The sequence below is a fragment of the Lysinibacillus sphaericus genome, assembly GCF_000600105.1.
In the GTDB taxonomy this organism is placed as follows: domain Bacteria; phylum Bacillota; class Bacilli; order Bacillales_A; family Planococcaceae; genus Lysinibacillus; species Lysinibacillus sphaericus.
Map to the genome: position 1 here is coordinate 3618147 of NZ_CP006837.1, position 21190 is coordinate 3639336.

Annotated in this window: 22 protein-coding genes; 14 read left to right on the forward strand and 8 right to left on the reverse strand. The window is 38.1% G+C overall.

Going from position 1 to position 21190, the window contains the following annotated elements:
* Window positions 1-96: 96 nt before the first annotated feature.
* Window positions 97-1437: a sodium-dependent transporter gene (locus T479_RS17575; protein ID WP_024364880.1), complete on the forward strand. Its 1341-nt coding sequence runs from the start codon at window positions 97-99 to the stop codon at window positions 1435-1437.
* A 110-nt stretch (window positions 1438-1547) separates the two neighbouring features.
* Here T479_RS17575 and T479_RS17580 read toward each other — a convergent pair whose 3' ends face one another.
* Window positions 1548-1808: a DUF1871 family protein gene (locus T479_RS17580; protein ID WP_024364879.1), complete on the reverse strand. Its 261-nt coding sequence runs from the start codon at window positions 1806-1808 to the stop codon at window positions 1548-1550.
* A 72-nt stretch (window positions 1809-1880) separates the two neighbouring features.
* On the opposite strand from T479_RS17580, the gene T479_RS17585 reads away from it, so the two are divergent.
* Entirely contained in the window at window positions 1881-3050 is a 1170-nt protein-coding gene (locus T479_RS17585) for a MalY/PatB family protein (protein WP_025220378.1), read from the forward strand.
* 145 nt (window positions 3051-3195) lie between these two features.
* Here the strand turns inward: T479_RS17585 and T479_RS17590 are convergent, their stop codons facing one another.
* Window positions 3196-3405 carry a hypothetical protein gene (locus T479_RS17590; protein ID WP_025220379.1) on the reverse strand — a complete coding sequence of 70 codons (210 nt, stop codon included), beginning with the start codon at window positions 3403-3405 and terminating at the stop codon, window positions 3196-3198.
* Window positions 3406-3429: 24 nt separating this feature from the next.
* A complete protein-coding gene (locus T479_RS17595) occupies window positions 3430-4017 on the reverse strand; it encodes a peptidylprolyl isomerase (protein ID WP_024364876.1) in 588 nt (195 codons plus the stop codon).
* A 348-nt stretch (window positions 4018-4365) separates the two neighbouring features.
* On the opposite strand from T479_RS17595, the gene T479_RS17600 reads away from it, so the two are divergent.
* A complete protein-coding gene (locus T479_RS17600) occupies window positions 4366-6216 on the forward strand; it encodes a transglycosylase domain-containing protein (protein ID WP_025220380.1) in 1851 nt (616 codons plus the stop codon).
* 166 nt (window positions 6217-6382) lie between these two features.
* Here T479_RS17600 and T479_RS17605 read toward each other — a convergent pair whose 3' ends face one another.
* Window positions 6383-6946 carry a DUF5366 family protein gene (locus T479_RS17605; RefSeq protein ID WP_024364874.1) on the reverse strand — a complete coding sequence of 188 codons (564 nt, stop codon included), beginning with the start codon at window positions 6944-6946 and terminating at the stop codon, window positions 6383-6385.
* Between the two features lie 154 nt (window positions 6947-7100).
* On the opposite strand from T479_RS17605, the gene T479_RS17610 reads away from it, so the two are divergent.
* The 7 genes from T479_RS17610 to mnhG are packed head-to-tail and all read left to right on the forward strand — an operon-like array spanning window position 7101 to window position 12862.
* Window positions 7101-9518 (forward strand): Na+/H+ antiporter subunit A, encoded by a 2418-nt coding sequence (locus T479_RS17610; RefSeq protein ID WP_025220381.1) that lies wholly within the window; start codon window positions 7101-7103, stop codon window positions 9516-9518.
* Window positions 9505-9927, forward strand: coding sequence for a Na(+)/H(+) antiporter subunit B (locus tag T479_RS17615; RefSeq protein ID WP_024364872.1), 423 nt, complete (start codon window positions 9505-9507; stop codon window positions 9925-9927). Before T479_RS17610 ends, T479_RS17615 begins: the two co-directional genes overlap by 14 nt.
* Window positions 9927-10268, forward strand: coding sequence for a Na(+)/H(+) antiporter subunit C (locus T479_RS17620; RefSeq protein ID WP_024364871.1), 342 nt, complete (start codon window positions 9927-9929; stop codon window positions 10266-10268). The genes T479_RS17615 and T479_RS17620 overlap by 1 nt, the downstream gene beginning before the upstream one ends.
* Window positions 10261-11748: a Na+/H+ antiporter subunit D gene (locus tag T479_RS17625; protein ID WP_025220382.1), complete on the forward strand. Its 1488-nt coding sequence runs from the start codon at window positions 10261-10263 to the stop codon at window positions 11746-11748. Before T479_RS17620 ends, T479_RS17625 begins: the two co-directional genes overlap by 8 nt.
* Window positions 11749-11752: 4 nt before the next feature.
* Window positions 11753-12232: a Na+/H+ antiporter subunit E gene (locus T479_RS17630; RefSeq protein ID WP_024364869.1), complete on the forward strand. Its 480-nt coding sequence runs from the start codon at window positions 11753-11755 to the stop codon at window positions 12230-12232.
* Entirely contained in the window at window positions 12229-12510 is a 282-nt protein-coding gene (locus T479_RS17635) for a Na(+)/H(+) antiporter subunit F1 (protein ID WP_024364868.1), read from the forward strand. Before T479_RS17630 ends, T479_RS17635 begins: the two co-directional genes overlap by 4 nt.
* Complete coding sequence (mnhG, locus tag T479_RS17640; protein ID WP_024364867.1) at window positions 12494-12862, forward strand: monovalent cation/H(+) antiporter subunit G; 369 nt, start codon at window positions 12494-12496, stop codon at window positions 12860-12862. Before T479_RS17635 ends, mnhG begins: the two co-directional genes overlap by 17 nt.
* A 151-nt stretch (window positions 12863-13013) precedes the next feature.
* Here mnhG and cysC read toward each other — a convergent pair whose 3' ends face one another.
* The 4 genes from cysC to T479_RS17660 are packed head-to-tail and all read right to left on the reverse strand — an operon-like array spanning window position 13014 to window position 16565.
* Window positions 13014-13607, reverse strand: a complete 594-nt coding sequence (cysC, locus tag T479_RS17645; RefSeq protein WP_025220383.1) for an adenylyl-sulfate kinase — start codon at window positions 13605-13607, stop codon at window positions 13014-13016.
* Window positions 13604-14743 (reverse strand): sulfate adenylyltransferase, encoded by a 1140-nt coding sequence (gene sat, locus T479_RS17650; RefSeq protein ID WP_024364865.1) that lies wholly within the window; start codon window positions 14741-14743, stop codon window positions 13604-13606. Before sat ends, cysC begins: the two co-directional genes overlap by 4 nt.
* Before the next feature lie 42 nt (window positions 14744-14785).
* Window positions 14786-15847, reverse strand: a complete 1062-nt coding sequence (locus T479_RS17655; RefSeq protein ID WP_024364864.1) for a sulfate permease — start codon at window positions 15845-15847, stop codon at window positions 14786-14788.
* Between the two features lie 16 nt (window positions 15848-15863).
* Window positions 15864-16565 (reverse strand): phosphoadenylyl-sulfate reductase, encoded by a 702-nt coding sequence (locus tag T479_RS17660; protein WP_025220384.1) that lies wholly within the window; start codon window positions 16563-16565, stop codon window positions 15864-15866.
* 521 nt (window positions 16566-17086) lie between these two features.
* On the opposite strand from T479_RS17660, the gene T479_RS17665 reads away from it, so the two are divergent.
* Genes T479_RS17665 through T479_RS17680 form a run of 4 tightly spaced genes read left to right on the forward strand, consistent with a single transcriptional unit; the run spans window position 17087 to window position 20955 of the window.
* Window positions 17087-18139, forward strand: a complete 1053-nt coding sequence (locus T479_RS17665; RefSeq protein ID WP_024364862.1) for a sulfate ABC transporter substrate-binding protein — start codon at window positions 17087-17089, stop codon at window positions 18137-18139.
* A gap of 11 nt (window positions 18140-18150) precedes the next feature.
* Complete coding sequence (cysT, locus tag T479_RS17670) at window positions 18151-18984, forward strand: sulfate ABC transporter permease subunit CysT (protein ID WP_024364861.1); 834 nt, start codon at window positions 18151-18153, stop codon at window positions 18982-18984.
* A gap of 9 nt (window positions 18985-18993) precedes the next feature.
* Complete coding sequence (gene cysW, locus T479_RS17675) at window positions 18994-19869, forward strand: sulfate ABC transporter permease subunit CysW (protein WP_025220385.1); 876 nt, start codon at window positions 18994-18996, stop codon at window positions 19867-19869.
* A gap of 15 nt (window positions 19870-19884) precedes the next feature.
* On the forward strand, window positions 19885-20955 hold the full coding sequence (locus T479_RS17680) for a sulfate/molybdate ABC transporter ATP-binding protein (RefSeq protein WP_025220386.1): 1071 nt from the start codon (window positions 19885-19887) through the stop codon (window positions 20953-20955).
* Window positions 20956-21190 lie beyond the last annotated feature (235 nt).

The window sequence follows — 21190 nt, forward strand, 5'->3', positions numbered from 1 at the left end:
CGTAAAAAGTATTTATAATCAATTTTCAGAAATTTGCCTTGTGTTATGCCATATTTGCGGTAAAATAGAACTTTAGTATAAGGAGGCTTTATTTTCGTGTCATCTAGAGATCAATTTTCAACAAAAATTGGATTTATTTTAGCTGCTGCTGGTAGCGCCATAGGATTAGGCGCTATTTGGAAATTCCCCTATATGGCGGGAACCAACGGCGGAAGTGTATTTATTTTATTATTTATTTTATGTACATTTTTCATCGGTTTGCCGGTGTTAATTGCAGAATTTATGATTGGACGTCGTGGGCAAAAGGATGCTGTAACATCGTTCAAACAACAAGCCCCAGGAAAACCATGGTTTTTAATAGGATGGGGCGGCATGATTATTGCGGGTTTAATACTATCCTTCTATAGTGTAGTAGGTGGTTGGATTTTAAGTTATTTAGGACGTTCATTAACGTTTCAATTAACGAGCGATGGTCATAACGGGAATTATGCTGATTTGTTTGGCAATATTATCTCTAGCCCATTTGAAGCTGTACTTGTGCAAGGGTTATTTTTACTGTTAACGATTGCTATCGTATCTGGAGGTATTAAAGGTGGGATTGAAAAAGCAAGTACGTGGATGATGCCACTACTATTTATTTTCTTTATTGTGTTAGTAATCCGTTCCTTAACACTTGATGGTGCAATGGAAGGCGTAAAATTTATGTTTGTACCTGACTGGTCTTACTTAAATGCTGAAACATTTTTAAAAGCGCTTGGACAAGCATTCTTCTCCTTAAGTGTTGGTATAGCTGTTATGATTACGTACGCATCGTATCTCCCTAAAACCGAAAAAATCGGTAATTCAGCCATTAATGTAGCATCTATGAATATTATTATTTCGCTTCTTGCAGGTTTAGTTATTTTCCCAGCTGTATTCGCGCTAGGCTATACACCCGACCAAGGGCCAGGGCTTGTTTTTATTATCTTACCTGCTGTTTTTGAGCAATTGCCACTTGGGGGCCTATTCTTAACGATTTTCTTTATTCTTTTACTGTTTGCTACAGTGACTTCTTCGATTTCAATGTTAGAAATTGTAGTAGCTATCGCCATTGGAGACAAACCCGACAAGCGTAAAAAAATCGCATGGATTGGTGGACTTATTATTTTCATCTTCGGAATTCCGAGTGCCCTATCTTTCGGTATTCTATCAGATGTCAAAATATTAGATCGTTCCATTTTTGATTTTGTAGACTTTATTACAAATAGTGTCGGCATGCCAATCGGTGCCTTACTGATTTCTATTTTTGCAGGCTATTATTATACAAAGGATATTTCTCGTAAAGAGCTTGCTTCCTCAAGTCTACTGTTTAACACTTGGTATATTTTAATTCGTTATGTGTCACCTATTGCGATTTTGCTTATTTTTATCCAAGGTATTTTGCCGTTATTTCAATAAGAAAGTGAGGTTGTCTAAAAACAGAAGACAACCTCACTTTTATAAGGAAGCAGCTTTCGTGCAATCATTTGCACACAAACCTTTCCAATAAAAAAACACTATATGTCGATTTAAATAATACATTTTGCTTCAAACTTAATGGCCAGTAGTTTATATGAAATGGCAACACAATCTTCAATTGGAATCCACTGTTCAAACGAGTGCTCGTAAGTTTCTTGAATGACCTTCGCAAGAGCAGATGGGTCATCAATACTTTGTAGTGCTGCAACAACATCTGCTGTTTCTGTATCATAATGCTCAGCACCTAAGTGGAAAGGATCCCACTCTGCTAGCAGATGCACGGCTGTTCGATTCATTTTTATATTATCCAAAATACTCACCTATTATCCTTTAATCTTAATAGGTATGATACCATAGTAAAAAAAAAGAAAAGAGGGATTTGCTTGTCGATTTTCGATCAAACTTTAAATCGTCGTTGTACTAACTCAGTAAAATGGGACGCAATGGAGAAAATTTATGGATTAAGCGATACAACAGAAATATTACCAATGTGGATAGCGGACATGGACTTTGCTCCACCTTCTGCAGTTGCAGCAGCACTGCAAAAACATGCTAAAGAGGCGATTTTTGGCTATAGCTATGTAGGCGAAGAAGCAAAACAAGCGATTGTAGATTGGCAAAAAAGCCGATACAATTGGCACATTGAGCAAGAAGCCATTTCTTTCAGCCACGGTGTCGTATCAGCTTTGGCAAATATTTTGACTGCACTGACTCAACAAGGCGATAAAGTGCTTATTTCTACTCCCGTCTATCCGCCATTTTTTAATATCCCTAAAAGTAATGGCCGTGAAGTGGTTACTTGCCCTTTAGTCGAGCAAGATGGAACATTTGTCTATGATTTTGAGGCTTTTGAACAGGCACTTGCCCAAAACGTTAAAGCATACATATTGTGTAACCCACATAATCCAGGAGGCTATGTATGGGACGAAGCTACATTAAAAGAAATTATTCGATTATGTGCAAAATATGATGTGCTCATTATTTCAGACGAAATTCATGCTGATTTAATGTTAGATGGTGCACAACATACTCCGCTTGCAAAACTAGCAGGAGATGAAATTAATCGTGTTATTACCTGTATGGCACCGACTAAAACATTTAATCTTGCAGGAATTCAAGTTGCTTATATTATTACGACAGATAAGAAAAAGCAGGTGCTTTTAGAGGCGGTTAATATGGCTTGCGGGCAAGGTTCATTGAATAGCTTTGCTCCTGTAGCACTGCAAGCAGCCTACACAGAAGGATTACCATGGCTAGAAGAGTTACTTCTTTATATTTCCAATAATATGAATTATGTTATAGCCGAGTTAACGCAATTGCCAGGCATACACATTGCAAAGCCTCAAGGTACGTACTTATTGTGGATTGATTGCCGCCAACTAGGTCTCAATGAAAAAGAATTAATGCAACGTTTGCTTGAAGTTGGAAAACTTGCACTAGAACCTGGTTCAAAATATGGTGAAGAAGGTCGTGGCTTCCTGCGCATGAATGTAGCTTGCTCATTTGATACGGTAAAAGATGCCGTTGCTCGTTTTAAGCTCGCATTGTCATAGTGCCAGTCACTCACACAATTGTGAATTTTCAAGCTATGGCTTACACTGTGCCTGCTGTCGGGATGTATATAAAAAGACTATAGACTAACTCGGGAAATCTCAAGTTTGTCTATAGTCGGAGGCACTCTTTTGCAGAGTGCTTTTTTTAATTGTGTCTATTGTTGGTGCTGTTTCTCTCAGCTAAAATACGTGCTTCGATTTCCTTAGATTTTAATTCCTGCTTTTTAGAAATTTTACGGAAAATCATAAATACGCCTATACATAAAATAAGCATAATTAAAAATTCAAAAGCTGCTGGAATATACGCTGATTTATCTTCTGGGAAATATAAAAATTGATACATCAAATGTTCCATATTTTCTACACGTCCTTACAATAATTATTCAAAAACTGTAATTGACTCGATTTTCACATCTTCAACAGGTTTATCACGGAAGTCTTTTTCTACTTCAGCAATTTTATCAACGATATCCATACCTTCTACAACATGACCAAATACAGAATGTTTATGGTCTAACCATGGTGTTCCACCATTTTGTGCATATGCCTCAATAATTTCTTCTGGGAAACCAGCACCTTGTAATTGGCGAAGCATATCACTTGGAAGATGCTTCATTTGTACGATAAAGAATTGAGAACCATTTGTGTTTGGACCAGCATTTGCCATTGATAATGCACCACGCAGGTTAAATAATTCATCAGAAAACTCATCTTCAAATGAGTTACCCCAAATTGACTCTCCACCCATACCTGTACCAGTAGGGTCACCGCCTTGAATCATAAAATCTTGAATAACACGATGGAAAATAATACCATCATAATAACCTGATTTTGCATGCCCTAAGAAGTTTTCAACTGTTTTTGGTGCTTGTTTTGGGAACAATTTAATTTTTAATGCACCTAACGTTGTTTTCATTTCTACTAGTACTTCGCCTTCTTGTACTTCAGTTGTTAATTGTGGAAACATTGGAGTCTCTCCTTTAAATGTAAATTTCAGTTTCAACGAAAATGATTATACCTTATCATTTCTGACCTCATATTAGTCTAACATACTTCCTAGCTGTTTTCTCCATCAAAGTATTGACGAATTTTGCAATTTTACAATCGTTTAGTCAATTATGTTTGTGAAAATCTAGAAACTTCTGTGTAGTAACAATGGTAGTATAACCCAAAATCATGTTGGAATGACAGACGACCTCAAGGCAATTGTTATTTTGTAATTTAGTATTGTGTAAATAGGTCTGAACGAGTATTTGGAATACATCCAAAATATGCTATTCTGATGAAAGACTTATTTTCAAAGTTGGAGGCATATATGAAAAAAGTTTTTGGTTTTATTATTGTAACGCTATGTTTACCTACCATTTGGTGGATTGGTACAAATATACGAGCAGAGCTGAGTACAGCACAAGCCCACGAACAACAAATTCAGAAGAAAATTGAGGTTCCCGAAGTACAGGTACAGCTTCCTGTCACATTAGTTGATCAGAACGGCCAAACCTTTAGTGAGGAATATGTCGAATGGCGACAACCTTTAACTTTACAAGAAATTCCACAAATTGCCCAGGAAATTTTTATTGCTAGTGAGGATGCAGACTTTTATAATCATGTCGGCTTCGATCTTAGCGCTATCCTACGCGCGGTGGTTGCTAACTCAAACACCAATTCAGCTTCACAAGGAGGCAGTACCATTACCCAACAGCTTGTTCGTATGCGTTATTTATCTGATGAAAAAACATACGAAAGAAAACTAACAGAGCTATTTTATGCCTATGAACTTGAAAAGAAATACGATAAAGATGCCATTTTAACGATGTATTTAAATGAATCCTATTTTAGCAATCAAGTTTATGGAATAGGTAGTGCAGCAAGCTATTATTTTCAAAAACCTATCCAAGAATTATCGATTGCACAGATAGCGTTTATTTCAGCTATCCCTAACAATCCTTCTCTTTATAACCCTTTAAAACATTTTGATGATACCAAGGCAAGACAAGAACGTCTACTTGATACACTCGCGACAAGTGGTGTTATTACAAAAGAAGATGCAGTGACGTATAAAGCAGAACCAATTACTTTAAATGTTAAGAACAAGGTACAAAGCTATCCGATGTATAGTACTTACGTTCTTCAAGAGTTACGCTGGCTAGTAGCCGAGAAGGAAGGCTATACAGATCGACTGCTCAACACGCAAAGTGAAGAAGAAAAGAAAACTATTCAAGCACAACTAGACAATCGACTTAATACTTTATATCAGAATGGTTTAACTATTTATACTGCACTGGATCCAACTAAACAGAATCATGATGAAGAGCGCATAACTGCTATTTTAGGCAATGGCCAATTACAGGCGGCGGGTGCTGTTATTAACAATTCATCTCGTGAAGTCGTCAGCCTCTATGCTGGAAAAAATTACGAAAAGTTTGATTATCATCGAGCCTATCAAGGTCCGCGACAGCCAGGGTCAGCCTTTAAGCCACTTGCTGTCTATGCACCCTATTTTGAAACAACAACTCATACGCCAGACTCCATTGTCAATGGTGGGCGCTATTGTGTCGGTTCTTTTTGTCCTCAAAATTATGGAGGATATAACTACGGTGATGTGACAATTCATACAGCATTCCGGAATAGTTACAATACGTCCGCTCTTCGCATTTTTAACGCTGTGGGGGTAGATACAGCTTTCAGTTATCTTGATCGCTTCCATTTCCGTTCCATGGTGGCAAAGGATCATACTTACGCAGCTTCATTAGGTGGATTAACATATGGCGTCACTGCTCTTGAACTTGCAGATGCCTATACAAGCTTTATCGATGGCTCTTATGTGCTAGCCCACAGTATTCGAAAAGTAACAGCTAATGATGGCACTGAGCTATATAGTTGGGACAAGGCACGTGACCAGATTTGGTCGCCTAAAACCGTAAAATATATGCGTGGTCTGCTTGCAGAAGTTGTCTCAAATGGTACGGGGCAAGGGGTTTATAGCAATAGTAGCTATGTTGGGGCTAAAACAGGTACGACAAATGATTACCGTGATTATTGGCTAGCTGGTTTAAATGACCAATATACCGCTGCCGTGTGGCTTGGCTATGATAAACCACAGCCAATGGAAAAACTAGAAGCGTACAAAATTCATCACAAACTCTTTAATGTTTTACTAGAGTAACTTTCTATTAGTGTATCAGCGCCAATTGTTTCGGTGAATTGTTTCGGTGACTGGCACTAGCATAAAAAACCCACTTCGTTTTCTGCAGGCACATTATCAGCCTTCGCAGGAGTCAAAGTGGGTTTTTACTTAGAAAAAATTCAGAATTGTTTGGGTGACTGGCACTTTATTTGGCAAATGGGAGACTTGCTAGTACGCCGTTGTACAATTTTAAAATGACATAAACTAATAACGAGAATAGTAATGTCCACATGAAAAGCTCAAATATAAGTAATCCAATTGTTCCACCCATAGACATATAAAGGCTCATTTTATAAATACGATAAATAAAATATATAAAGACCGTTAATACAAAAATACCTGCCAATACATAGATAGATTGAATTGCAAAGGCAGAACACATTGCACCAATAAATAAAATGACGTAGCCTCCACGTGCTTGACTCACAGCAGCCCCTTCATTGTCCTTCGAAAAAAACAACATTCCTAGTTCATGAATTGTTTCACCAACTAGTTTGAGTGCTGAAAAAGCCATAAAAAAGATAAGCGCAAACACAATGAGTAACAATACACGTAATTCAAAATCTGACAAAAATTCTCGCATTCCAGAATAAACACCGATTGCTTGAAACAACTGTAATGCTTCACCTACGGCATACATGCCGAACGTTAAACTAAATAATAAAATTGTAATTAATGGTAAATAACCATATATGTAAGGGTTCCTCATAAAAAATTTTTTTCCTCTGTTTTTTTTGATAACTTCCTATTTATAATATAGCTAAAATTCTCCTTGTATCCAAGCTAAATCCTACGAGTCGATATGCATTCCCTACAAAAGTACGTTATAATTATTACACTTACCTGCATAAAGGAGGATTTTTTTGTTACAAGTACTCTATATTTTCATCCCGATGCTTGCTGCAATTTTTGTGCCTTTTATATATAAAAGCATTAAAAATATTCACACAGGCTGGTTTGTTCTTGCAGTACCTGCTACACTCGCCGTGATTTATGCTACTTATATAGCGAGAGTTGCGCAAGGCGAAGTATTTTATGATGGAATTCCATGGATACCATCACTTGATATTTCTGTTGTATCTTATTTAGACGGACTTAGTTTATTATTTTCATTACTAATTACTGGAATTGGCTCACTTGTTGTGCTTTACTCCATTTTCTACTTAGATAAACATAAAGAAAAACTACATAATTTTTATGTTTACTTATTACTATTTATGTCCGCTATGCTCGGTGTTGTACAATCAGACCATTTAATTACTTTGTACTTTTTCTGGGAATTAACATCTATTTCATCGTTCCTATTGATTGGTTATTGGTACACACGCGATGCTTCTCGCTTCGGTGCACTAAAATCGATGATGATTACCGTTTTTGGCGGCTTAATGATGTTAGGAGGATTTATCCTTCTTTATTTAATGGGTGGAACATATTCAATCCGTGAACTTATTGCAATGGCACCAAACTTAGTGCAACATCCGTTATTCATTTGGGCCCTTATATTATTGCTGTTTGGGGCGTTTACGAAATCTGCACAATTCCCATTCTATATTTGGTTACCGGATGCAATGGAGGCTCCGACACCTGTCAGCGCATATCTTCACTCTGCAACAATGGTAAAAGCAGGTATTTACTTAGTTGCTCGCTTTACACCGATTTTTGCAGCTTCTGAACTTTGGATTTGGCTTGTTACAGGAGTTGGTCTGCTAACGCTCTTCTGGGGTTCGTTCTTTGCAGTAAAGCAAACCGATTTAAAAGGTATTCTTGCCTTTTCTACTGTCAGTCAGCTTGGGCTAATTATGTCATTACTAGGAGCTGGTGCAGTTGCATTTCATGTAAATGGAGCAGCAGATTCAATGTTTAAATATGCAGCTTTTGCAGCCATTTTCCACTTGATTAACCATGCAACATTTAAAGGTAGCTTATTTATGATTGCTGGGATTATCGATCATGAAACAGGTACACGCGATATACGTAGACTTGGCGGATTAATGAGCATCATGCCTCTTAGTTTTACGGTTGCGGCGATCGGTAGTTTTTCAATGGCAGGATTACCACCATTTAATGGCTTCCTAAGTAAGGAAATGTTTTTAACAGCTATGTTATCACTTCAGAATTTCGAATTTTTCGGCTTTGATACATGGGGCGTGCTGTTCCCAATTGTTGCTTGGATTGCGAGTATTTTTACGTTTATTTATAGCTTTTACTTTGTTTGTAGAACATTTACAGGAAAATATAAACCAGAACTTTACGCTCATAAACCACACGAAGCTCCGATAGGCATGCTTATATCGCCGATGATTTTAGCATCATTAGTGGTGATTATTTTCTTCATTCCGAATCTTATTGGTGATACGTTTGTGAAGCCGGCTGTACAAGCTATTCAGCCGTTTTTATATAATGCACCTGAAGATATCAACATTCACGTGTCAGCTTGGCATGGCGAAATTACACCAGAATTAGTTATGACAATAGGCATTGTTATTATAGGTGTCTTATTATTTGTTGCCTTACCTAAATGGCAAGGCATCTACAAGCTATTCCCGCGTGCTCTTACGTTCAATAATGCCTATGACCAAATGATGCTTGCTTTAGATGTAGGGTTAAATCGTGTATCACGTCTTTATATGACAGGGTCTATGCGTCACTATCTACTGTATATGTTTAGTGGCATCACAGCGATTTCAATTGGAACCTTATTTGTAAAAGATGCCTTTTCACTATCTTTTGAAGGTACAGCACCAATTCGCTCATACGAACTAATTTTAATTGTCGTGTTAATGATTGGAACAGCGATCACAATTTTTGCAAAATCACGACTGACAGCAATTATTGGACTAGGCTCTGTCGGTTATACTGTTGCATTATTCTTTGTTATTTTTAATGCACCTGATTTAGCGTTAACTCAACTAGTTATTGAAACCATTTCGGTTGCGTTATTTTTATTGGCGTTTTATCATCTTCCGAAGCTTGGCAAGCGCGAAGAACGCATGCGCTTTCAATTAAATCGGGCGATTATTTCAATCGCAGTTGGTGTGATGGTGACACTTATCGCATTATCTGCACATTCGCAAAAACTTGTGCCGACCATCTCAAAATATTATGAAGAAACCGTTTATTCTAAAGCGGGTGGCGGTAATATTGTCAATGTGATTTTAGTAGACTATCGTGGCTTTGATACATTATTTGAAATTACAGTATTAGGTATTGCAGGTATGGCAATTTTAGCAATGATTAAGCTGCGTATGAATAGAAAGGAGAAACCACATGAAAACAAATGATGTGATTATACAATTTACAGCTAAAATTGTATTCTTCATTATTTTCTTCTTCTCCATTCATATCTTCCTAGCTGGTCATTATACACCCGGTGGCGGCTTTGTCGGGGGGCTTTTAACATCCAGTGCCATTGTACTGTTAGTCCTTGCCTTTGATTTAAATACAGTGCGAAATGTTTTACCGATAAACTACACGTATTTAACGGCTACGGGCTTATTATTGGCATTTGCGACAGCCGCATTCCCGATGTTTTTAGGAAAACCATTTTTTACACATTTCTTTGATTATTTCGAATTGCCGCTTCTAGGTAAGCAGTCTTTGCACACAGCAATGCTGTTTGACAGCGGTGTTTACTTGGTTGTTGTTGGCGTTACGATGACCATTATTCAAACGATTGGAGAGGATGAATAATGGAAATAATTATGGCGTTTGTCATTGGCTTTCTGTTTATGGCAGCGGTTTATTTAATATTATCGAAAAGCTTATTACGCATTATTATTGGTACGGGACTTTTAAGCCATGGTGCCCATTTACTTATTTTAACAATGGGTGGATTAACAGGTGAGGCACCCCCTGTTTTAAAAGAAGGAGCCAAAACGTTTGCTGATCCTTTACCACAGGCATTGATTTTAACTGCGATTGTTATTAGCTTCGGGGTAACGGCTTTCTTCCTAGTACTTGCCTATCGCTCCTATCAAGAGCTTGAGACAGATGATATTAGCTTAATGAGAGGAAGTGATGAGGATGAATAACTTCCTTTTACTGCCGATTATCATTCCGTTCTTCTTCGGTATGATTTTAATGTTTGGGCAAAAAAATTTAAAATACCAGCGTTCGTTTGCTTTACTGGGCATCCTACTTGCTTTTGTTTCAGCCGTTTCGCTCTTACTAAAAGTTAAAAATGATGGCATTCAGAAAGTCACGTTTGGCAATTGGCCAGTACCATACGGTATTACAATGGTTTCTGATATGATGTCAGCACTGTTAGTAACTACATCATTACTCATTGCATTTTTTGTTGTCTGGTACGGCTTTGGCTCTATTACAAAAGAGCGTGAACGCTTTTTCTATTACCCTGGTATGATGTTTATTTTAACTGGTGTAAATGGTGCCTTTACGACAGGAGATATTTTCAACTTATTTGTATTCTTTGAAGTACTCTTAATGGCGTCGTATTTACTCATTGTGCTAGGTGGAGAAAAAGGACAACTGAAAGGCTCCATTAAATATATTTTAATTAATGTTATTTCTTCTGCTTTGTTTGTTATTACGGTAGCCTACCTTTACTCAGTTGTGGGTACACTAAATATGGCAGACATCGCAGTAAAGATTAGCGATATTCATCAGCCAGGTATTATAACCGTAATTGCTGTTTTGTTTTTAATGGTTTTTGGACTAAAAGCAGCCATATTCCCACTTTACTTCTGGCTTCCAACTTCTTATGCTGCTGCACCTATTCCTGTGTTAACACTTTTCGGTGCACTGCTTACTAAAGTTGGCGTTTATGCGATTACGCGCACATACACATTATTTTTTGTACACGATTTATCGTATACACATGATTTACTAATGGTGCTAGCCATTGGAACAATTATTGCTGGCTGTATCGGCGCACTAGCCTATTTCGATGTCAAGCTCATTATTATTTACAACATCGTGATTGCAGTAGGTGTCATTTTGTTTGGTGTTTCCCAAATGAATGAAATGGCGCTAAAGGGCGCAATGTTCTATTTGATACATGACATGCTTATAAAAGCAGCCCTCTTTATGTTAATTGGTATTGTCATCTACATTACCGGTACATCAGATTTACGTAAAATGGGCGGTCTTATGAAAACATATCCTACTCTTGGATGGTTCTATTTAATTGCTGCCTTTGGTTTAGCTGGGATTCCTCCACTTAGTGGTTTCGTTGGAAAGCTTTTAATTGTGCAGGGGGGCTTTGAGGCTGGCAGTATGTGGAGTAGTATCTTTATTTTAGCCTCCTCTTTACTTGTCCTACTGTCGGTTATTCGTATTTTCCTATATGCCTTCTGGGGAGAGGAAAAGGAAACTAAGGGAACTGTCGATAAAAAAGTCTATACTACACTTTTTGTGCCGACTGTCCTATTAGTGCTTATTACCGTTGCCTATGGTGTTGGTTCGGAATGGATGACACCATTTATGAATGATGCTGCAAAACTTTTAAATGACCCATCTATTTATATAGATGCTGTAATGAAGGGGGATTAGAGCTATGGCATTTCAAATTATTTTAAATTTTGCTCTTGCCTTCGTTTGGATGTTCCTTTCATCTAATTACACAGCAACAGGGTTTATAGTAGGCTTCATCCTTGGTATTGTATTGCTCGTCATTATGAGAAGATTTTTCTTTACACGTCTCTATTTATTTCGAGTATGGGCAATTATTAAACTCACTGTTCTCTTTTTCAAGGAATTAATATTAGCCAATATTCAAGTATTGAAAGTTGTATTAAAGCCCAAGCTGGACATGCAACCTGCCTTCTTTGCTTACCCAACTGTATTGAAAGAAGACTGGGAAATTACATTACTATCAAGTCTCATTACATTAACTCCTGGGACTGTTGTAGTGCATGTTTCAGATGATGCTAAAACATTGTTTGTCCATGCTATTGATATTAGTGATGTAGATGATGCCATTGCATCCATTCGAGACTCTTTTGAAAAAGCTATTTTGGAGGTGAGTAAATCATGATGACGTTTATTATTGCAGCGATCGTAGTGATTTGCTTATCGATGATTGCAGTGATTTACCGTATGGTAAAAGGACCCTCTGCATCAGATCGTGTCGTAGCACTTGATTCCTTAGGTGTATCACTTATTTCTTTAATCGCGTTATTTTCAGTTTTAGTGGAAACAAGCTTCTTCCTAGAAATTGTTTTATTATTAGCGATATTATCATTCATCGGTACTGTTGCTTTCTCTAAATTTATAGAGAAAGGAGATATCATTAAACGTGACAATTCTCGCTAATACATTAGTTATTTTATTTATTTCGATTGGTGTACTATTTATCGTTGTAACAGCTATTGGGCTGATTCGATTACCTGATTTGTACACACGGGCACATGCCGCATCTAAAAGTGCCACACTTGGTGTTATGTGTGTGTTGGTAGGTGTATTCTTTTATTTTTGGCTGATCGAGGATCATTTTAACCCACGTATTTTATTAGGTATTTTGTTTCTATTCATAACTGGACCTGTCGGAGGACATATTATGACTCGTTCCTCCTACATAGCAGGTGTTAAGCCATGGAAAGGAACCGTACGTGATGAACTAGGGCCAGAAATTGAGAAAATGAAAAAAGAACAAGGTATTAAATAACCAAAGTTGAGACAAAAATGAAAAAGTGTTAGATTGACTACAATCAATCTAACACTTTTTTGCTATATCTTTGTCTGTTACGGTGGTTGTTGCTCCTGCCCAATCATTGCTCTAGGGCAAACATTGAAATTGTTTGAGTGACTGGCACGCTTTAAATATAGCCTTTATCCGTTAGAAACGTTGTTAACTGCTCTACACAGTCCTCAATAGAATAGCGTTCAGTATCCAAAATAAATTCGGGATGTTCAGGTTCTTCATAGGGCGCACTAATACCTGTAAAATTAGCAATTTCCGCATTGCGCGCTTTTTTATATAGACCTTTTGGATCGCGTTGTTCACATGTTTCTACGGAGCATTTCACATACACTTCTAAAAATTCCCCCTCTTCCACTAGCTGTCGAACGACTTGACGATCTTGTCGATAAGGTGAAATAAAGGCTGTGAGTACAATTTGACCACTCTCCACAAAAAGCTTAGAAACTTCCCCGATACGTCGTATATTTTCCTTACGGCTCACTTCGTCAAAGCCTAAATCATTATTTAAGCCATGTCTTACATTATCACCATCTAATACGAACGCCTGATTACCTCGCTCAAATAATGTACGTGCAAACGCGTTTGCTACGGAAGATTTTCCTGATGCCGATAATCCTGTAAACCATAAAATAAAGCTGTGATGTTTGTTTTGCGTGCGACGCTCTGTTTTCGTAATAGAAGCTTCATGCCATACGATATTAGAACTCATTTTAATACCTCCTTACGCATGCCTTTTATTAGTACATCGACAACCTCTTTACGGCTAAATGTACTTGGAGGCACTTCTCCATTACGGAGCATTTCCCGGACTTTCGTTCCTGATAAAATTACATGTGATGCACTATCATGCGGGCAAGTTTTTGTAGTTGCCATGCCTTCACATCGAGTGCAATAAAAACTATGTTCAAACTTTAAAGGCACAATCCCAAGTTCATCTTCGGTAAATTGTTCAAAGATTTTTTGCGCATCATATGTGCCATAATAGTCCCCTACACCTGCATGGTCACGTCCAACAATAAAATGGGTACAGCCGTAATTTTTCCGCACTAGTGCATGGAAAATGGCTTCCTTAGGCCCTGCATAGCGCATAGCCGCTGGGAACACACCTAATTGCACACGACTTTGAGGATAGTAATTTTCCAAAAGCACTTCATAACTCTCCATACGTATAGCGGCAGATACATCATCCGACTTCGTTTCACCGACTAATGGATTTAAAAATAAGCCATCAATTGTTTCTAATGCCGCCTTTTGAATATATTCATGCGCACGGTGAACAGGATTACGCGTTTGAAAGCCCACAATTGTTTGCCACCCTTTGTCTTTAAACAACTGCCTTGTTTCTGTTGGATCAAATGAATACGTAGGGAATATTTGCTCTAGACGTTTAATTAACGTAATTTGACCACCAACATATATCCCCTGCCGTTCATGTAACTTTTTCACTCCAGGATGGGCTAAGTCTTGTGTACCGTAAATAAGTAGTGCCTCTTTTTGCTTATCTGGTTCATATATATCCTCGATATGAATCACACCATAGACATCATTACCATAGATTAATTTTGCTTCATCACCTGGTTGTAAAGTTGCTGCTACGGCCTGATCAACAGGCAGTGTGATCGGTATACTCCAAACAATGCCAGAGGCCAACCTTGTATGTTCAACAACAGATTCATAATCTTCTTTAGTTAAGAAACCGTCGATTGGGCTATACCCTCCAATTGCGATTAATTCTAAATCACTTAACGCAATGGTATCCAAAACAATCTCCTTCTCAATATGTACTACTGATTTTTGTGGATTATAAGCTTGCACTAAAGTGCCGCCATGTGGTTGTAAACTCATTCAATATTCCCCCTATTTTTATTCAAATACTATGTTTTATATTTAAATGCCTTCACCTGCATCGTATATTGAGCGTTCTTCTTCACGCATTGTTCGCATTAAACTAATAGCACCAAGCGTTCCGATTATAACGCTCCCCATAATGACGATGGCATATAAATCTTTCTCCATAAATAACTGAATTAGACTATAAGAAATCGCTAATGAAAAAATGGGTGATACAATCCAAATACACATGATTTTCTTTACGATATGTTTATGAAAAATTTGTTTACCGCTTTTCGCCATTCCGATACCAATAATAGAAGAGGAAGTTACTTGCGTTAATGGCACAGGTAAGCCAAACAATGAACTAATACCAACAAGCAAGGCACCTGTAGTTGAAATAAGAATGCCTTCAGCTTTTTCAAAACGCACTATCTTTTTGCCATTTGTTTCGAGTACACGTCTTCCTAGCAACAACGCCCCTAGTGCAACAAAAGCACCGCCTAGCCAAATACCCTTTGTCACCGTAATCATACCAGCACCAACAAGTGGGCCTACTGCATTGGCAACATTATTCATCCCTGCTGAAAAAGCTTCGAAAAATCCAGCAAATATAAGTAGCACTGTTAAAATTGGGTGGTTTTTCAAAAAGCTCTTCCCTTGAAATTTATACAGTACTTTGCCAACTATAAAGGCAATGACAAACGCTATAACAGGAACGATTACCCAAAAGGCCATAATCACGAGCAATGATTTGACATATAGCACGCGGTAGGCAATTCCTACACCTACGACCGCTCCGACGGTTACTTCACTCGTCGATAAGGGAATGCCTAACAAATTGGCAAGAAACAACGCACTTGTCGCAGAAATTAATATAATGATGACGATTTTCACAGTAATATACTGTTGTGGCATAATCCCTGAACTGATAGTCTTGACAACTTCACCGCCACCCAATATAGCGCCTGCCAAAACCCCTACCGCACAAATTAACAATGCGTGCCATGCTTTTTTTATAGCGCCTGCCCCATAAGCAACACCCATGGATGCTGCTGCACCACTTGCCCCAATATTCATTGCAAAAAATAAACTTATAGCTATTGCAATATATTCCAGCATGATTTAAACGCCCCTATTCATGTAACCCACATTCAGTTTTACCCGTTCCTTGCCATCTACCTGCACGTAAATCATCCAACGTAAATGCAGGTTGTGTGCAGTGTTCACAGCCAATACTCGGATAGCCTTGATCGTGTAATGGATTGTACGTTAAATTATGCTTGGAAACATAACGCCATATATCTTTCCATGACCAATGAATAAGCGGGCAAATTTTAATGGATTTAAATTTGTCATCACGATTGATAAAATTTGTCTGTTGCCGAGTTGGCGATTGTTCTCTGCGCAACCCTGAAATCCAAGCTTTTGCTCCTGATAACGCCTCATGTAACGGCTTTATTTTTCGGATGTCACAGCACTGATTAGGATTGGACATCCATAATTCATCGCCATATTGCGCCTTTTGCTCCTCAAGTGTCAGCTTAGGCTTTTGCAGTATAATCGTTAGCTGCGGATAGTTTGCTTTTACTCGTTCAATCGTGTCATACGTTTCTTTGAAATGGACATCTGTGTCTAAAAAAACAATCGTAGCATTTGGCTTTACTTTTGAAATCAAATCAATCAACACAATTCCCTCAATACCAAAGCTACACGCATATACAATCTCATCGCCATATTGTGCATAGCTCCAGCGTAACACCTCAAGTGCACCCTTATAGGATTCATCCACTTCAAAATTAATCGTTGGCTCCTGCCAAGTTGCATACGTTAACATAAAATCCCCCTCGAAACATTTTCGGATATAGAAAAAGGCGTTTTAACAACAGATACAATAATGCATTGTACCTTCGTTAAAACGCCTCTAGTTTGACTAGCCAGCATATATGATGATTGTAAACTAGTAATCTTGTACCTCATTCAACAATCACTTTTCTTATTACCCAATATATACTAAATTACACCTAGTAGTCAACTAGGTTTTGTAAAAATATAAACATATTTAAAGAATGTCATTTTGCATCTCTTTAAACTGTCACTATCGTTACATACAAATAATTTTATTCATAAAAAGAGTCTTTTGCTACTCGTTACTGGACTTAGGGAAAAACCTATCTAAAATTTTAAATATTTTTTCAATTCCTTGTTGACTAATAGGAAATATATGTTTAATGTGGTACTAAGCTAAAAAACAAAATATGCTGATCAGATTATCTGAAGGCCATCTCCTTAACATGTGTTGATACATGTTGAAGAGATGGTCCTTTTGCATTTTGTAAGAAAAAGGAGAGATTTTCAATGAACAAAAGAAAAACTATTTTTCAAACAATTGTACTCTTATCAGGGTTAACAATTATGTTAACAGGATGTAATAGCACGTCCAAAGATAACAATACAACTTCGCAAGACACACAAAAAACAGTTGAGTTACTAAATGTATCTTATGATCCAACACGTGAGCTTTACGATGAATTTAATCAAGACTTTATCGCGAAGTGGAAAAACGAAACAGGTCAAGAAGTAAAAATTCATCAATCACATGGTGGCTCGGGTAAACAAGGGCGTGCGGTTATTGATGGTCAAGAAGCCGATGTTGTCACATTAGCACTTGCTTACGATATTGATGAAATTGCCCAAGCTCGTAGTCTACTAAACAAAGACTGGCAAACAGAATTTGAAAATAATTCTACACCCTATACTTCTACCATTGTTTTTTTAGTAAGAAAAGGCAATCCAAAAGGGATTCAAGATTGGGATGATTTGGTAAAAGACGATGTCTCAGTCATAACGCCAAACCCAAAAACTTCAGGTGGTGCCCGTTGGAATTACTTAGCCGCATGGGGCTATGCAGCGAAGTTGTATAACAATGACGAGAAGCAAATAAAAGATTTTATGAAGGCTTTGTATCGCAATGTAGAGGTACTTGATTCTGGTGCTCGCGGCGCCACGACTACTTTTGTTGAAAGAAAAATTGGTGATGTGTTAATTGCCTGGGAAAATGAAGCTTATTTATCACTTAATGAATTAGGGAAAGATGCATTCGAAATTATTACACCTTCTTTAAGTATTTTAGCAGAGCCTCCTGTAGCAATCGTTGACAAAATTGTTGATAAAAAAGGGACGCGTAAAGTCGCAGAAGCATACCTACAACATTTATATAGTGACATCGGTCAAGAGATTGCTGCGAAAAACTACTATCGACCACGCAATGAAGATATATTAGCAAAATACCAAGCGCAATTCCCTAAGCTTGAACTTATTTCCATTGAAGACTTTGGGGGTTGGACAGAAGCTCAGACAACACATTTTAAAGATGGTGGTACATTCGATGAAATTTACGTTCCACAATAAGGAGGCATATGATGACTAGCCTAACATTTAAAAAGAAGCCGGCTCGTGTTATTCCCGGCTTCCACCTTTCACTTGGTTATACGATGCTCTACGTAAGCTTGCTTGTACTCTTACCTTTAGCAATGATTTTCATTCAGACAATGTCGTTAAGCTGGGCAGAGTTTACCGCAATTGTCACCGACCCTCGAGCAATTGCCTCTTATAAGTTAAGCTTTGGCACTGCACTTGCTGCTGGTTTAGTAAACGTTGTGTTTGGCACCATTATCGCTTGGGTACTCGTACGCTACCACTTCCCGTTTAAACGTATTATTGACGGTCTTGTAGATTTACCATTTGCTTTACCTACGGCAGTAGCAGGTATTGCTTTAACATCGCTATATGCACCAAATGGCTGGATTGGACAGTTTTTCAATTTTAAAATCGCCTTTACACCACTCGGTATTATAATTGCTCTAACATTTATCGGTCTTCCATTTGTTGTGCGTACTGTGCAACCTGTTTTACAAAATATTAGTGTAGAAGTTGAAGAAGCCTCAGCAAGTTTAGGGGCTACACGTCTGCAAACTGTATGTAAGATTATTTTCCCTGAACTTGCACCAGCCATTTTGACTGGCTTTTCATTAGCCTTTGCACGTGCATTAGGGGAATACGGTTCAGTTGTCTTTATCGCTGGTAACATGCCGATGAAGACAGAAATTACACCGTTAATCATTATGACAAAGCTTGAACAATATGACTATGCGGGTGCCACGTCTATTGCCGCTGTTATGCTAATTACATCCTTTGTCTTATTATTTACGATTAATCTTATTCAATGGCTAGCAAATCGCCGCTTTATACATTAGGAGGTATTTATGGATCAGTCTACGATTATTGAACCTTTGGCTCCACAAACACGGATTGTAGCAGCAAAGCCCGCTGCCTTACAGGAGCCTCGCTTCTTTCGTTATGTATTAACATTTATTGCACTGGCATTTTTAGCATTTTTTATCGTTCTCCCCCTCGTATCGATTTTTATTACGGCCTTTCAAAAAGGGGCAGACGTCTACTTTGCAGCAATCGCACATCCAGATGCTTTAGCTGCTATTCAGTTGACCTTAACAGTAGTAGCCATTGCCGTTCCTTTAAATGCCATTTTCGGCATTATGGCTGCTTGGGCATTAACGAAATTCAATTACAAAGGTAAAAATTTATTATTAACAGTAATTGACTTACCTTTTGCTGTATCGCCCGTTATTGCAGGCTTAGTATTTATCTTGCTATTTGGTGCACAAGGACTATTTGGAGATTGGCTATTTGCTAATGATATTAAAATTGTTTTTGCCTTACCTGGCATTGTGCTTGCGACTATATTTGTAACATTGCCTTTTGTTGCACGTGAGCTTGTCCCGTTAATGCAAGCACAAGGGAACGCTGAAGAAGAAGCTTCTATTTCTCTTGGTGCAAATGGCTTTAAAACCTTTTGGTATGTAACATTACCCAATATTAAATGGGGATTATTTTATGGTTTGATTTTATGTAATGCACGTGCCATTGGTGAGTTTGGAGCAGTTTCTGTCGTCTCGGGTCATATTCGAGGCATGACGAATACAATGCCGCTTCATATCGAAATTTTATACAATGAATACCAATTTTCAGCAGCTTTTGCTGTTGCTTCATTGATGAGTGTGTTAGCGATTATTACGCTAGTTATAAAAGATATTGTTGCATGGAAATCGAAATCAATTTAAAGGAGGTATTCTTGCGTGAGCATTCAAATTCAAAATGTTTCTAAGAAATTTGGTTCTTTTCAAGCTTTACAAGATGTATCCATCGATATTCAATCTGGTGAATTGGTAGCGCTACTTGGCCCTTCTGGTTCTGGTAAAACGTCTTTACTGCGCGTGATTGCAGGGCTTGAAGCATCGGATGTCGGCGAAATCTTATTTGACGGCCAAACAATTACTAATCGTCACCCGAAGGAACGAAACGTAGGCTTTGTCTTTCAGCACTATGCGCTCTTTCGCCATATGACGGTCTTCGATAATGTTGCCTATGGATTGAAAGTACGACCACGTAAAACAAGACCATCCAAAGCAGAAATAACCGATAAAGTAATGACCCTACTGCGACTTGTTAAACTAGACAATTTTTCGGATCGCTATCCAACACAGCTATCTGGTGGGCAACGTCAACGGGTTGCACTTGCACGTGCACTTGCTGTGGAACCTAAAGTCCTTTTACTAGATGAACCATTTGGAGCACTTGATGCAAAAGTGCGTAAGGAATTACGGCGTTGGTTGCGGAAGTTACATGATGATTTTCATATTACAAGTATTTTTGTTACGCATGACCAAGAAGAAGCACTCGATGTCGCAGATCGTATCGTCGTGATGAACAACGGTAAAATTGAGCAAATTGGAAGTCCAGATGAAGTGTACACCCATCCTAAAAGTCCATTTGTTTATGATTTTTTAGGTAATGTTAACCTCTTTAAAGGGCGTTTACATAACGGTAAGTTGACACATGGAGAATTTGCCATTGATGTGCCAGATACGCATGCCCATACACAAGAAGATGCAGTAGGCTATGTACGACCACACGATATACAAATTGAAAAAACAGCGGTGGCTGGCACTGTCCCCGCCCATATCAGCCATATTCATTTGCTTGGACCGATTGTCCAAATTGAACTCCGTCGTTGTGACATGGATGAATTTTTAGAAGCAGAACTGACAAAAGATCAATTTTTAAGTCTTCATCTTAACGTAGGTGACAATGTATTTGTGCGACCAAAGCAATTAAAAGTATTTATCCCAGAAGATTATTCTATTTAAAAAACTTGGACAAAAAAGAAAAGTGTTAGATTGACTACCCTTCAATCTAACACTTTTTGCTATGTCGTTGATGTCCATTATGGCAGAAGTTCTTACCGCCAAAGTGTTTGCAAGGGCACACGTAAGCCGCAACACTCGCTGTCGCGGGCCTGTTGCGGCTTACATCTTGCGCTATTTCACAGGAGCCTTCGTGAATTTTTAGGATATAGAATTCAGAATTGTTTGCGTGCCAGGC

Bases quoted from the DNA above. Each gene is read 5' to 3' on its own strand.
- T479_RS17590 (WP_025220379.1), bottom strand. From the start codon at position 3,405: ATGGAACATTTGATGTATCAATTTTTATATTTCCCAGAAGATAAATCA.
- T479_RS17595 (WP_024364876.1), bottom strand. From the start codon at position 4,017: ATGTTTCCACAATTAACAACTGAAGTACAAGAAGGCGAAGTACTAGTA.
- T479_RS17600 (WP_025220380.1), top strand. From the start codon at position 4,366: ATGAAAAAAGTTTTTGGTTTTATTATTGTAACGCTATGTTTACCTACC.
- T479_RS17605 (WP_024364874.1), bottom strand. From the start codon at position 6,946: ATGAGGAACCCTTACATATATGGTTATTTACCATTAATTACAATTTTA.
- T479_RS17615 (WP_024364872.1), top strand. From the start codon at position 9,505: ATGAAAACAAATGATGTGATTATACAATTTACAGCTAAAATTGTATTC.
- T479_RS17620 (WP_024364871.1), top strand. From the start codon at position 9,927: ATGGAAATAATTATGGCGTTTGTCATTGGCTTTCTGTTTATGGCAGCG.
- T479_RS17625 (WP_025220382.1), top strand. From the start codon at position 10,261: ATGAATAACTTCCTTTTACTGCCGATTATCATTCCGTTCTTCTTCGGT.
- T479_RS17630 (WP_024364869.1), top strand. From the start codon at position 11,753: ATGGCATTTCAAATTATTTTAAATTTTGCTCTTGCCTTCGTTTGGATG.
- T479_RS17635 (WP_024364868.1), top strand. From the start codon at position 12,229: ATGATGACGTTTATTATTGCAGCGATCGTAGTGATTTGCTTATCGATG.
- cysC (WP_025220383.1), bottom strand. From the start codon at position 13,607: ATGAGTTCTAATATCGTATGGCATGAAGCTTCTATTACGAAAACAGAG.
- sat (WP_024364865.1), bottom strand. From the start codon at position 14,743: ATGAGTTTACAACCACATGGCGGCACTTTAGTGCAAGCTTATAATCCA.
- T479_RS17660 (WP_025220384.1), bottom strand. From the start codon at position 16,565: ATGTTAACGTATGCAACTTGGCAGGAGCCAACGATTAATTTTGAAGTG.
- T479_RS17665 (WP_024364862.1), top strand. From the start codon at position 17,087: ATGAACAAAAGAAAAACTATTTTTCAAACAATTGTACTCTTATCAGGG.
- cysT (WP_024364861.1), top strand. From the start codon at position 18,151: ATGACTAGCCTAACATTTAAAAAGAAGCCGGCTCGTGTTATTCCCGGC.
- cysW (WP_025220385.1), top strand. From the start codon at position 18,994: ATGGATCAGTCTACGATTATTGAACCTTTGGCTCCACAAACACGGATT.